The following is a 12,989-nucleotide window of genomic DNA, read 5'->3' on the forward strand; positions in this document are numbered from 1 at the left end:
CCCTCAGGGGTGGCCGGGCGGGATCCGGCGCTGAACCGGATCCCGCCCGTGGAAGATCAGTGGAAGATCACCAGTCGATGTAGTTCGAGGAGATCTCGTTCTTGAAGTTGGACGACGCATCACCCGAGTAGCCGGACGGAATCCAGCCCTTGATGCCGCTCCGGTAGGCGTCGGTGTCCACCTCCCACTGGTAGGCGTCCCGGTTCCAGTAGGAAGCGGTGTTGTCGTTGGTTGTCTGGCCCTCACCGGCGCAGTTGACGCTGTTCGGGTCCTTGAAGTTGTCGCCGACGAAGGTGTTGTCGTCGTAGTAGCTGTCCCGGACGCAGCCGAGCCCGCCGGAGTTGTAGTAGAGGCCGAATTCGCCGGACTCGAGGCGGCCGTTGAGGTTCGTGGCGGCGTAGGCACTTCCCGCGCCGGTCAGAACGGTACCGGCGAACATGGTCGCGGCCAGCGTGGCCCCGGCGGCAAAACGCACTGCGTTGGTCCTGCTCACCTCACTCCTGGGAGAGAAGTCAACTCGGGATGCGCAGTGGGGGGATGGCTGATTGTGATCATCCGTCGGAAGGTCCGTCAAGGAGTTGCAAACGGTTGATCGAAAAACGGTCATGCCGTAAGTTGCGGTCCCCGCTGTTGCGCTGTCTGCGCCCATCCCCTGGTCTGGCAACTGGAGTTGCGATGCCGTCTGCCCGTCGAAGAACCCAGCTCCTGCTTGCTGCCCTGGCTGCGGGCGTCCTCTCGGCCGGCTGCTCGGCCTCGGGCGACGCCCAGGACGGTGCGGCGCCGAGCGCATCCGCTGCCGATGCGCAGGAAGTGGCCTACTACCGGTGTCTGGAGAAGCAGGGCATGGCCCTGGAGGTCACCGACAGCGGCCATCTCCGGGTCGACAAGGACAAGGCTGCCGCGGCAGGTGCCGCAAAGCAGCAGGCGGCCGAGGACGAGTGTCGGAGCAAGCTACCCGAAAGCACTCAGGGCCAGGCCTCCGCCGACGCGCTCGAGGCAGCCCGGAAGATCACTGCCTGCTTCCGGAAGAACGGAGTTCCGGAATACCCGGACCCCGACCCGAAGACCGCGGAGATCAAGCTCAGCGATGAGCTGGTCGCAAAGGTGAAGCGGGACTTCGCCGATGTGGCGGCCAAGTGCTCGCCTGCCGACGGGCCGGGGATCGTCGGCGGCTGACCTCACATGGAGCAGACAGAGGCACGGGAGGAATCGACCGCGAAGCACCGGAGGCGGCCCCCGGCGCCGGAGTTTCGCGGCGCGGCCGGTGGGCCGCCACCGTCGCCGGCGCGGCCGCCCTGCTCGCCGTGGGCGGCATGCTGGCCGCCACGGTGATCAAGTCACCTGCCCAGGCCGCCGCCGAGGCACGGCCGCCGGAGCGCAGCGTGCTCACCTCGCCGGTGGAGTACCGGGTCCTGACCTCTTCGGTCATCGTCCGCGGGCAGGTGGTGGCCGGTCAGAGCGTGGACGTGGCACCTCAGATGTCCGGCGGGGCGGACGCCGCCAGTCCGGTCGTCACGAAGCTGCCGGTGAAACAGGGGGCGACCGTCAAAGCAGGGCAGGTGGTCCTGGAGGTGTCGGGTCGGCCGGTGTTCGTACTGCCGGGCAAGGTTCCGATGTACCGGGACCTGAAGCCCAGCGCCATGGGCAGCGACGTCAGGCAGCTGCAACGGGCGTTGCGTGCCCTCGGCCACGGTACGGGGAGCGACCTCGACGGGACGTTCGGCGCCGGCACCAAGACCGCCCTCAACTCCTTCTATGCCGCCATCGGTTACGATCCGCTGCCCGCCCTCGACGACGGCGGGGAAGGGGTGAAAGCCGCCGAGAAGGCGGTGACCCAGGCCAAGCGGGCGGTGGCTGAAGCCGAGGCGGCCGACGGCGCGGACGCGGAGCGCAACCTCGGCTACGCCCGGGACGATCTGGCCGAGGCGCGAGCGGATCTGGCCACGGCGAAGTCCGCGGCGGGGCCGCGGCTGCCCGCCGGTGAGGTCGTCTTCCTTCAGGGGTTCCCCGCGCGCGTGGACTCCGTGGCAGGGCGGGTCGGGGCGCCGGTCGACGGCACGGTGATGACAGTGTCGGCCGGCCGCCTGCAGGTGCGGGCCTATCTGCAGGAGCATCAGAAGGGTCTGGTCCACAAGGGCCAGCGGGTGCGCATCTACTCCGAGGTGACCGGAGCCGAGGCCCGTGCGACGGTGGGTTACCTGGCCGAGTCGTTCACCGCGCCGGGCGGCGACGGGGGCGAATGGCAGAGCGGTTCGTCGGGGGAACAGAGCACGGCCTCCGGTCAGCAGGGGCAGAGCGGCTATCTGCTCCGGGCCGACCCGGACCGGCCGTTGGACCCGAAGCTGGTCGGACAGGACGTCCGACTGACCATCGAGGCGGCCCGCACCGACGGCAAGGCGCTGGTCGTGCCGATCACCGCGCTCACCGCCGGAGCCGACGGCCGTACCACCGTCACCGCCGTCGAGGCGGGCGGCCGGCAACGGCGGGTCGAGGTGCGTACCGGAACGGCCGGCGACGGGTTCGTGGCCGTCGAGCCCGTGGGCTCGGCCCGGCTGGCAGAGGGCGAGCAGGTGGTCACCGGGATCAAGCGGGAGGGGAGCGGTTCGTGACGGATTCCCTCTCGTCACCCCCGGTCATCGAGTTCCGCCACGTCGGGCTGACTTATCCCGGAACGCCGCCGGTGGCGGCGCTCAAGCCCTGCGATCTGACGGTGCGGCGTGGGGACTTCGTCACCGTCGTCGGCCCCTCCGGCTCCGGCAAGTCCACGTTCCTGAACATCGCAGGGCTGCTGGACGCCCCCACACACGGGACGTATCTGCTGGACGGGCACGACACCGGAGCACTGCGCGATGCCGACCGCACGGCGCTGCGGGGCAGGAGGATCGGTTTTGTCTTCCAGGCCTTCCATCTGTTGCCGCACCGCTCGGCACTGGACAACGTCGCCATGTCCATGATGTACAGCGGCGTCGCCCGGGCAGAGCGGGGGGCGCGGGCACGGCAGGCGCTGATCCGGGTCGGGCTCGGACACCGTGTCGACTCGTTGCCCACCCGGCTGTCCGGAGGCGAGCGTCAGCGGGTCGCCATCGCCCGCGCCCTCGCGGGCGGGCCGTCGCTGCTGCTGTGCGACGAGCCGACCGGGAACCTGGACTCGGCCAACGCCCACACCGTGCTCGAACTGCTGGAGGAACTGCACGCGGAAGGGCTGACCGTCGTACTGATCACACATGATCCGGAGGTGGCCGCGCGCGGCGGACGGACCGTGTCCATCCGCGACGGCGTGCTCACAGAGCGCCGGGAGGCCGCAGCCGTATGACATCAGCTGCGCACAAGAACAGAGCGGCGGGTATCGACCGCTCCTCGTTCACGCTGCGCGACCTGTTCTCCGAGGCCGGCGCCGGGATGCTCCAGCGCCCCGCCCGGTCGGCGCTGACCGCCCTCGGCACCGTGCTCGGTGTCGGCACCTTCGTCGCGATACTCGGGCTGACCTCCACCACGTCCTCCCAGATCGACTCCCGGTTCAACGCGCTCACCGCCACCGAGGTGACCGTTCAGGACGCCGTCCACGACCCCGACGGGCTGATCGGGCCCACCTTCCCCGAGGACGCCGATACCCGCATACGCCGCGTCAACGGGGTGCGGGCCGCCGGGGTCTTCTGGACGGTGCGCGACGACCGGGCCTCCACCGTGAGGTCGGCTCCCGTTGCCGAAGCTGAAGGGAAGTCGATCGATGTGGTCGCCGCCTCGCCCGGGGTGCTCCGGGCAGCCGTGCCGACGTTGGCGGAAGGGCGGCTGTACGACGACGCAATGGCCCGCCGGGGCCGGGTCGCGGTCATCGGCGAGGCGACGGCCGCGCAGCTCGGGATCACCACGCTCCAGACGCATCCGGCGGTGTTCATCGGGGACGAGCCGTTCACCGTCGTCGGCATCGTCCAGGACGTGCAGCGCAAGCCCGATCTGCTGCTCAGCGTGGTGGTTCCGCGCACCTCAGCGGAGGAGCTGTGGGGCCGGCCGGGGCCCGCCGAGGCGAGCATGCTGGTCGCCACGGATCTAGGTGCCGCCCGACAGGTCGCGGAAGAGGCCCCGACGGCGCTGCGGCCCGACCACCCCGAGTACCTCAAGGCGATACCGCCGCCGGACCCGCGCGGTCTGCGCTCCGGGGTCGGCTCCGACCTGAGTCAGCTGTTTCTGCTGCTGGCCGGGATCTGCCTGGTCATCGGCGCGGTCGGCATCGCCAACACCACCCTCGTCGCGGTGCTGGAGCGGACGGGCGAGATCGGCCTGAGGCGCGCCCTGGGCGCTCGCGCCCGCCACATCACCGCCCAGTTCCTGGCCGAGTCAGGAACGCTGGGGGCACTCGGCGGACTCGTCGGCACCAGCCTCGGCGTACTCACCGTGGTCGGTGTGGCCCTGGCTCGCCACTGGACTCCCATCCTGCACCCGGGCACGGTCGCGGCCGCCCCTCTGGTGGGGCTCGCCACCGGCATCCTGGCCGGGCTCTATCCGGCATGGAGGGCCTCCCGTATCGAACCGGTGGAGGCACTGCGGCGATGATGGGTCCGTACAGCGTGCAGTGCGACCTGGTCCGAACGGTGGCCCGAGCCCGGGTCAGGGGACCGAGCCCGTTGCTCCCCTCAAAGCATCTGCGGTGCTCAAAGGAGTCCGACTGAGGGACACAAACCTGCATAGACACTTCTGTCGACTCCCGGAGAGCAGTTCCCACGACCTCAGTTGGGAACCTGCTGGGAACAGCAGGACCAAGAAGCCCCATGAAGGATCACGGAAGATCACTACCCAAGCCGCCCTCAGCAGGCCGCTGACCTGCACAAACAGCGAAATATCAAGCCTACGGAGGACGGATCAGAAAACGTATGATCATGCCCCTAAAGCGGGTGTCGCAGGTTCGAATCCTGCCGGGGGCACAGAGAAGCACCTGGTCAGAGGCTCTTTCGTCCGGCGGACGGGAGGGCCTTTGTGCTTGCGGCACACATGCGGATCGTGCCGCGCCGAACCCAAGGGGCAACGAGGTGCTCGGGCCGGCGGGACAGGAGATACGCACACATCTTCGGCGTGATCACCCGATGGTGAGTTGTTCCTGGTTTCCCCTCGCGGGGACGCGACGCTGTGAGCGGTGGCGGGTGACCGCGCCACCTCGTTGATCGGTTGGTGGGGGGATGGCGTGACTCAAGAAGCCGGGCGTGGCGGGGATGCGGCCGAGCAGACAATGCTGTTGGTGGCGGGCCTTGCCGACCTGGCGGTGTGTGCTCTCGGTTCGGCCACCGGCACCGTGCGCGGATTGCTGCGCCGCTCGGACGTGGCTGAACTGGCGGCTGACGCGGAGCGGGATGTGAAGGCTCGCGGGCAGCTTGCGCTGGACCGGTACGCGGCGGTGCCGCCCGCCCATCTGGAGGTCCTCGCCCGGAAGGCCCTGGAGCGGCGGGCTGCCGACTGTGGATGACCGGTATGAGGCGGCCGTGTTCAAGTCCCGCGTCGACGAGGTGCTGAGCCGGTTCGTGGCGCACGAGGCGGATCAACTGCTGGCGATCGACACGGACCTGGGCCCAGTGGCCGAGCAGGTCGAGGTTGCCGTGGCGCATGGCAAGCGGCTGAGGGCGGCGTTCTGCTACTGGGGCTGGCGGGCCGCCGGTCAGCCTGACAGCGACGCTCTGGTGCGGGCGGCGGCTTCCATGGAGCTGGTGCACGCCGCCGCGGTCGTGCACGACGACATCATCGACGACAGCCCTTTGCGGCACGGCCGGCCCACCGCACATGTCGCCCTGCGAGCCGCCCTGCGTCGTCGCCCCCGTGCCACGACCGCGGCCAGGTCGCTGGCGATGCTGGTGGGCGATCTGCTGATGTCACTGGCCGGTCAGCTGTTCGCCACCAGTGGCTTGCCCGCGGCCTACCTGGCCCGAGCCCGTCCCCTGTGGGCGGCCTTGGCCCGGGAGCTGATCGCGGGTGAGTGCCTGGAGGTGCTGCGCACCGGTGCAGAGCCGGACACGGCGGAGTCGTTGCAGGTGATCCGGTACAAGACCGCGAAGTACACCGTCGAGCAGCCTTTACTGATCGGCGGTGCGCTGGCCGGCGCCGGGCAGCGGATGCGCGAGGGCTATTCCTGCTACGGGCTGCCGCTGGGCGAGGCGTTCCAGCTGCGAGACGATCTGCTCGGTCTGTTCGGGGATCCGGCGCTGACCGGCAAGACCAACATGGACGACCTGCGCGCACACCGGCCCACCACCCTGCTGGCGGAGACCTGGCGAGTGGCCGACGAGACCGAGCGGGAGCAACTGCGCACGCTGCTGGGCCGGCGCTATCTGGGGGCGGACGGCCTGGACGCCGTACGCGCGGTGATGAGCCGGCTGAAGGCACCCGACCGGATCGAGCAGATGATCGGTGCACGGGTCGAGGAAGCCACCCGCGCTCTTGACGACATGGACATCCCGGCGCACGCCGCACGAGCCCTTACCGGCCTGGCGCGTTCCGCAACCGTGCGCCAGCACTGACCTCGGCGGAGGGACGCCGCGCCCGGTGCCTGTTCGGCCCCGCATGTTCCGCTCAGGACAAGGAGCTTGTGATGACCTACACCGATGCGTCGATGGACGCGCTGCGGCAGAGCGGTGACGAACTCGCCGACGCAACAGTGGCCACTCTCTTCGAGCGTGGGGAGGTGGGAAAGTTCAACACTCTGATGCGCTACGTGTCGACCGCCGGCGCACCGCTGCCCGATGGTCTTCCCGAGGTGGCGCGGGAATACCTGCAGGCCACCAGCGCACCACCAGCGTGGGTCGACTGGGGTGAGATGGAGAAGGCCAGGCTGTTCTTCGTCGACAACAACGTGCACATCTCCACAGCGCTGTCCTTCGCCTCCATGCCCGCCTGCTACGTGGTCCCGCACGTGGCGAAGCTGCTGTCGGCGACGCACTCGCTGAAGTACCCCTCCAAGCGGATGGCGGAGACCGGGCAGTTCACCGTCTACCTCATGCAACCTGGGGCATTCGAGGCAGGCAGCAGCTTCATTCCCGCCGCCCAGAAAGTCCGCCTGCTGCACGCTTCCATCCGCCACCACCTCAAGCAGGAAAACCGCTGGGACGTCGACAGCCTGGGGGTGCCGATCTGTCAGGAGGACATGATCGGCGGTCAGATGTTGTTCTCGCTGCTTGTGCTGGACTCCCTGCACCGGCTGAACATCCACATGAGCGTCGACGGGGCGGAAGCGTACTTCTACGCCTGGCGGGTGGTCGGCGCCATGCTCGGCGTCGATCAGAGCCAGGCACCCAAGGACCTGGAGTCCGCCCGCCAGTTCATGGACCTGTACATGACCCGACACATGGGGCCGAGCGAGGAAGGCGCGCATCTCACCCGGCAACTGATCGATCTGTACGAGGAAGTCGTCCCGGGCACCTTGTTCGACCCGATCGTCTCCGCCCTGATCCGCCACCTCATCGGCGACACCTGCGCCGACTGGCTGGACGTCCCGCGCACTGCCTGGGACACCGTCGTCAAGGCCGTCCCGCCCCTGCTCGGCGTCCTGGAGACCATCGAGGACCGCTTCCCCCTCGGTGCCTGGGCCCTGGACCGCCTCGGCCACTTCACCACGATCTTCGAACTGTCCTCGCTCACCCGCGGCCGCGTCATGCACTACGCGATTCCGGAGCAGCTGAAAAGGGACTACGGCGTCTCCTCTGCCGTTCCCCGCACCCACCGCTGGACCCCGCCCGCCCCCACCGTCAGTCCGACCTGACCGCCGGGCGGGCGCACCCCACCCCCGACACCGAACCGGTGCTGCGCGCCCTGCGCGAGCGCGGACTGCCCGTCGCCATCGTCAGCAACTTCGCCTGGGACCTAAGCACCCACCTCGCCCACCACGGGCTGGACACCTTGACCGCCGCCTGCGTCATCTCCTACGAGCGGGGCCGTGAAGAACCCGACCCGCAGCTGTTCCTCAAAGCCTGCGCCGACCTCGGCACCGCCCCCCGCGCCACCCTCATGGTCGGCGACATCCCGATCTACGACGCAGGCGCGGCCGCCTGCGGTCTACACACCTGCAATCCTGGCGGCGGAACGCCGCGCCGGAGAGCGCGGCCTGACGGGCATGCAGCGGCTCGTGGCCTGACAGTCGTGGTCCGCGGAGCCGCACGCCGCGAAACGGATTCAGCACACATGAGGCCGGGAAGCAGGGCGGGATGCCGCAACCGGGCCGGGCGGGGTGGGGCGGTTTGCCGGCTGGTGCAGAGCCGCGACCAGTAGCGATGCGATTTTCGGCGCGCACCGGACGCGGGTGATGCCCTTGGCCGTTCAGGGCCGAGCGCGGTCCCCAGAGATTTTGCTACAAGTTCCGAAATTTCACGGTGATGGATACGCGATGTCACCGCAACCAGTCGCCCATACCGTCGCTGCAACGCCGTAAAGGGCCATCGCCTCCAGCTGGCTCCCTCGGACATCAGGTCCCGTCGGACCAAAATCGCTACTTCCCCCGAAATTCCTCCACTGTGCTCAGCGCCCATGAGACAGGAGCCCAGCGTGTCCAATCCCTCCAGACGCGGTGTCCTACAGCTGACCGCCGGCACAGCTCTGCTCGGCAGCTTCGCCCTGGCAGGCTGCGGTCGCGGCACTGCGAAAGCTGCGACGTCCTCCGCCGAACCCGTTGACGACTCCCCGGCCACCGGCACGGTCAACGTCTGGGCCGCCCAGGGCGATGCCGACGTGCTCGACAAGGTCATCAAGCCCTTCAAGGCCGCGAACCCCAAGCTCACGGTGAAGTTCACACTGATCCCGAACGCCGACTACTACACCAAGCTCCAGGCCGCGATCGCCGCCGGCAAGGGACCCGATGTCGCCCAGTTCTTCCCCGAGTCGCAGGCGCAGTTCCTCGATCCGTCGATCCTGCGGCCGGTGCCGGACGGCGTGGCCGACCCGAAGTCCTTCTTCCCCAGCCTGTGGGACGCCGGTGTGATGAAGAACGTCGCCTACACGGTGCCTTGGTACGCCTACACCTACGCGCTGGTCTACCGCTCCGACCTCGCCAAGCAGGCGGGTGTCAAGGCTCCGGCCACGTGGGACGAGGTGGTGCCCTTCTTCAAGGCGCTCCAACGCGCCGGCGCCCGGCACGCGCTCGGGGCGGACATCGGCTGGGACATCTTCAACGGCCAGGACGTCGCGATGTACGCATGGCAGGCGGGTGGTTCGCTGCTCTCGTCCGGCGGCAAGTGGACGCTCGACACGCCGGCGATGGCCGACGCGATCAAGTACAACGCGTCGTTCTTCACCTCGGGTATCGCCGACACCGCCGGGCCCACGTTCCTCGACGCGCAGCCGTACTTCGTGTCGGGCAGGACCGCCTGCATGATCACGGGTCCGTGGGTCATCGGCCAGCTCGACGCAGTCGCGAAGAAGACCGGCTGGACGGCGTCCCACGTCGCCACCGCACCCCTTCCGGCCGGATCGTCGGGCAGCGTCTCCTTCTCCGCCGGGGGCAGCTGGGGTGTGCTCGCCGACAGCGGCAACGCGGACGCGGCCTGGAAGCTCATCCGGTACATCTCCAAGCCGAGCACCCAGGTGGCGCAGTACAAGGCGTACAGCTCGCTGCCGGCCGTCGCCTCCGCCTGGGCCAATCCTGCCATCGCGGGCCAGCCGCTGCTGGACGCCTTCCTCACGCAGCTGAAGAACACCCGGGCGTTTCCGCAGGTGAGTAACTGGCAGCAGGTCGCCACCCGGCTGGGCAAGGAGATGGAAGCCGTGGCCAAGGGCAAGGGGACGGCCGCGAAGGCCGCCGCGAACGTCCAGGCGTACGCCGAGAGCCTCGGCGCGGGCAAGGGGTGATCCGCGGATGACCGCCGCCATCGGGCCGACGACGCCGCGCGGTGCGCGTCGGCCCCGGGGCGCCCGCCGAACGGCTGTCGCCTGGTTGTTCCTCGCGCCGTTCGCCCTGGTGTTCCTGCTCTACACGGCGATACCCGCCATGGCCGCGCTCGGGTTCAGCCTCACCGATCTTCGGGGCACGGACCTGCGTCATCCGCTCGCCGTCGACTTCACCGGACTCCAGAACTATCTCCGGCTGCTGGAGGACCCGACCTTCCTGCGGGACATCCTCAACGCCGTCCTGTTCGTGGCCGTCGGTGTGCCGTTGACGATGGTGCTCGGGTTCGTGCTCGCCCTCGCGCTCAACTCCGGCATCCGGCGGCTGCGCGGCACCTTCCGCACCGTCTTCTTCGCGCCGGTCGTCACGAACGTCGTGGCCGTCGCCATGATCTGGCAGTACGCCTTCAACACCGACGGCACCGTCAACAAGGTGCTCGGCGCCGTCGGTTTCGCCGGGCCGAACTGGCTGGACGACACGCATCTGGCCATGCCCGTGGTCATCGCCCTCGGTGTCTGGCGCAACTTCGGCATCGCGATGGTGCTGTTCCTCGCCGGTCTGCAGGCGGTGCCGCAGGACGTGTACGAGGCCGCCTCCCTCGACGGGGCCGGCCGGTGGCGGCAGCTCAGGCACATCACTGTGCCGTTGCTGATGCCGACCACGCTGATGGCGTCGGTACTGCTGACCGTGTTCTACCTCCAGGTGTTCGACGAGCCGTATCTGCTCACGGGCGGCGGCCCGCTGGGCTCCACGGAGTCGATGGCGCTGTACACCTACCACCAGTTCGGGGCCGGCGAGTTCGGCATGTCCTCGGCGGCGTCCTTCGTGATGCTCCTGCTCGTGACATTGGTGAGCATCGTCCAGTTCCGAATGCTGAGGCCTCGCGCATGACCACCATCGCCGCACCACGGAATGCCGAGTTGGCAGAGGAACGGACGCGGGTGCGCCGGTGGTCCGTCGCCCGTCCCCTGCTGTACGGCGCGCTCGTGCTGTGCGCGCTGCTCACGGTGCTGCCGTTCGTCTGGGTGCTCAGCGGCTCGCTGCGCGGCCTCGACGAGATCCGCTCCGACCCCGGCGCCTGGCTTCCGCACCACGTCACCCTCGACAACTTCGTACGGCTGTTCCAGACCGAGGGCTTCGGCCGGTTCCTGGTCAACAGCATCGTGGTCGCGGTCATCGTCGTCGCCGGCAACATCGTGGCGGCGTCGGCCGCGGGTTACGCACTCGCCAAACTGGACTTCGCGGGCAAGCGGATCGCGTTCGGCGCGGTCATGGCGGCGATGATGGTGCCGTTCACCACGGTGTTCGTCACCCAGTTCGTGATCACCGTCGACATGGGCCTGGCGGACACCCTCACCGGTATCGCCCTGCCCGGTGCGGCGCTGCCGCTGTCCGTTTTCATCATGCGGCAGTACGCCCTGTCGATCCCCGACGAGTTGCTGGAAGCGGCCCGGATCGACGGGGCGGGCGAGTTCCGGATCTTCTTCCGGATCTTCCTGCCGCTGGCGGGACCTGCCGTCGCCACGATCACGATCATGTCGTTCCTCTTCTCGTGGAACAACTTCATCTGGCCGCTCATCGTCGCCCAGAGCACCTCCAGCTACACGCTGCCGGTGGGCCTGGCCGCAACCAGCCAGGCCGCCGCGCACGTCACCGACTACGGCCTGATGCTCGCCGGCGCGATCGTCGTGATGCTGCCGGTGCTGGTGCTGTTCCTTTTCCTGCAGCGCTACTTCGTGCAGGGTGTCGCCGGAACGGGAATGCGGTGACCGCGGTGGAGGGGGTGGACGTGATGGAGGCTCCCGCCGGCACGATCATCGGCCGCCGCACCGGCCGGGTACGGCGCTTCCTCGGCATCCCGTTCGCCGAAGCACCCGTCGGTGCGCGGCGGTTCGCGGCGCCGGTGCCACGCAGCCGGTTCACACAGCCGTTCGACGCCTCCCGGCACGGCGCCACCTCGCAGCGCGTGCCGCTGTTCGCCACGACCACCATTCCGGAGCCGTCGGTGCCGGGCGACGACGTACTGAACCTGAGTGTCGTCGCCCCCGTGGACGGTGAGTCCTGCCCCGTGCTGGTGTGGATCCACGGCGGCGGCTTCCTCGCGGGCAGCCCGGCCAGTCCGTGGTACGACGGCCGCTCCTTCGCCCGCGACGGAATCGTCACCGTGACGCCCGGCTACCGGCTCGGCGTGGACGGGTTCGCCCCGCTGGACGGCGTACCCCCGAACCTCGGGCTGCGCGACCTGCTGCTCGCGCTCGACTGGGTGCGGGAGAACATCGCGGCGTTCGGCGGTGATCCGGACCGAGTCACCGTCGCCGGCCAGTCGGCGGGCGGCGGAGCGGTGCTCGCGCTGCTCTCCTCGCGCGTCGGCAGTGGTCGTTTCCGCCGCGCGGTCAGTGTGTCCGGCGGTTTCTTCGAGTCGCGCGAAGACGCCGCGCGCGACTTCGTCGTACGGCTCGGCGACCGGCTCGGTGTGCCGCCGACGCGCGCCGGTTTCGGCGGCCTCACGGTGGAACGCGTCCAGCAGGGCGTCCATCTCCTGCGCGGCGAAGCCGGCGACGACGACCCGCTCGTGCTCGGTCCGTTCGTCGGCGACGACATCCTTCCGGTGCCCGTCGCCGATGGACTGGCCGTACAGGGGCAGGGCGTACCGCTGCTGCTCGGCGCGACGGGCGACGAGTTCGACGGTGGCGCCCCGGGCAGCCGCAATGCCGCCGCCCGCGCAGCGGGCACCCGGGTGACGGACACCCTGTTCCGGGCCGCCTGTCCGCGCGCGGCCGCCTCACGTCGCGACGCCACCGCCGGCACCTGGCTGTACTCCTTCGAATGGCCCTCCCCCGTACTCGGTGGCGCCGTGCACTGTGCCGACATCCCGTTCTTCTTCGACGTGCTCGACGCGCCGGGTACCGCCGAGGCCCTCGGAACGCGGCCGCCCGCGGAACTCGCCACGGCCATGCACGCCGACCTGGTGGCGTTCGTCCACGGCCGGTCGCCGGCCTGGGAGCCGGCGACCGGGAGGCCCGGCGACCCCGCCCGCGAGTACGGCGGGCCCGGGGCGGAGCCGACGGCCGACACCACAGGCGTGTTCGACCCGGTGGTACCTGCCGGGTCCGGTACGGCGGAGGCGTGCTGATGC

13 protein-coding genes are annotated in these 12,989 nt (G+C 69.5%); 12 read left to right on the forward strand and 1 reads right to left on the reverse strand.

The window, feature by feature from the left end; genetic code table 11:
• Positions 1-67: 67 nt before the first annotated feature.
• On the reverse strand, positions 68-493 hold the full coding sequence (locus tag EDD92_RS20885; RefSeq protein WP_123965731.1) for a hypothetical protein: 426 nt from the start codon (positions 491-493) through the stop codon (positions 68-70).
• 182 nt (positions 494-675) lie between these two features.
• Here EDD92_RS20885 and EDD92_RS20890 point away from each other — a divergent pair, with 182 nt between their 5' ends.
• The 12 genes from EDD92_RS20890 to EDD92_RS20945 all read left to right on the forward strand — a co-directional run bounded on the left by EDD92_RS20890 (position 676) and on the right by EDD92_RS20945 (position 12,986).
• Positions 676-1,176 (forward strand): hypothetical protein, encoded by a 501-nt coding sequence (locus EDD92_RS20890; protein WP_123965732.1) that lies wholly within the window; start codon positions 676-678, stop codon positions 1,174-1,176.
• A 137-nt stretch (positions 1,177-1,313) separates the two neighbouring features.
• Complete coding sequence (locus EDD92_RS20895) at positions 1,314-2,609, forward strand: peptidoglycan-binding protein (RefSeq protein WP_123970470.1); 1,296 nt, start codon at positions 1,314-1,316, stop codon at positions 2,607-2,609.
• Positions 2,606-3,313 (forward strand): ABC transporter ATP-binding protein, encoded by a 708-nt coding sequence (locus EDD92_RS20900; protein ID WP_123965733.1) that lies wholly within the window; start codon positions 2,606-2,608, stop codon positions 3,311-3,313. Before EDD92_RS20895 ends, EDD92_RS20900 begins: the two co-directional genes overlap by 4 nt.
• Positions 3,310-4,551: an ABC transporter permease gene (locus EDD92_RS20905; protein ID WP_123965734.1), complete on the forward strand. Its 1,242-nt coding sequence runs from the start codon at positions 3,310-3,312 to the stop codon at positions 4,549-4,551. Before EDD92_RS20900 ends, EDD92_RS20905 begins: the two co-directional genes overlap by 4 nt.
• Positions 4,552-5,176: 625 nt before the next feature.
• The gene (locus EDD92_RS20910) at positions 5,177-5,455 is read left to right on the forward strand and encodes a polyprenyl synthetase (RefSeq protein WP_123965735.1); all 279 of its coding nucleotides are present in this window, start codon (positions 5,177-5,179) and stop codon (positions 5,453-5,455) included.
• A 16-nt stretch (positions 5,456-5,471) separates the two neighbouring features.
• Positions 5,472-6,500, forward strand: a complete 1,029-nt coding sequence (locus tag EDD92_RS20915; protein WP_399183509.1) for a polyprenyl synthetase family protein — start codon at positions 5,472-5,474, stop codon at positions 6,498-6,500.
• Between the two features lie 71 nt (positions 6,501-6,571).
• Positions 6,572-7,738: an oxygenase MpaB family protein gene (locus tag EDD92_RS20920; protein ID WP_123965737.1), complete on the forward strand. Its 1,167-nt coding sequence runs from the start codon at positions 6,572-6,574 to the stop codon at positions 7,736-7,738.
• 38 nt (positions 7,739-7,776) lie between these two features.
• Positions 7,777-8,244 (forward strand): HAD family hydrolase, encoded by a 468-nt coding sequence (locus tag EDD92_RS20925; RefSeq protein WP_185124081.1) that lies wholly within the window; start codon positions 7,777-7,779, stop codon positions 8,242-8,244.
• 273 nt (positions 8,245-8,517) lie between these two features.
• A complete protein-coding gene (locus EDD92_RS20930) occupies positions 8,518-9,816 on the forward strand; it encodes an extracellular solute-binding protein (protein ID WP_123965739.1) in 1,299 nt (432 codons plus the stop codon).
• A 7-nt stretch (positions 9,817-9,823) separates the two neighbouring features.
• Positions 9,824-10,744, forward strand: a complete 921-nt coding sequence (locus tag EDD92_RS20935; protein WP_123965740.1) for a carbohydrate ABC transporter permease — start codon at positions 9,824-9,826, stop codon at positions 10,742-10,744.
• Complete coding sequence (locus EDD92_RS20940; RefSeq protein WP_123965741.1) at positions 10,741-11,622, forward strand: carbohydrate ABC transporter permease; 882 nt, start codon at positions 10,741-10,743, stop codon at positions 11,620-11,622. Before EDD92_RS20935 ends, EDD92_RS20940 begins: the two co-directional genes overlap by 4 nt.
• A complete protein-coding gene (locus tag EDD92_RS20945; RefSeq protein WP_260326647.1) occupies positions 11,619-12,986 on the forward strand; it encodes a carboxylesterase family protein in 1,368 nt (455 codons plus the stop codon). The genes EDD92_RS20940 and EDD92_RS20945 overlap by 4 nt, the downstream gene beginning before the upstream one ends.
• The last annotated feature ends 3 nt before the right edge of the window (positions 12,987-12,989 follow it).

Source organism: Streptomyces sp. TLI_185 (assembly GCF_003814765.1).
GTDB lineage: Bacteria > Actinomycetota > Actinomycetes > Streptomycetales > Streptomycetaceae > Streptomyces.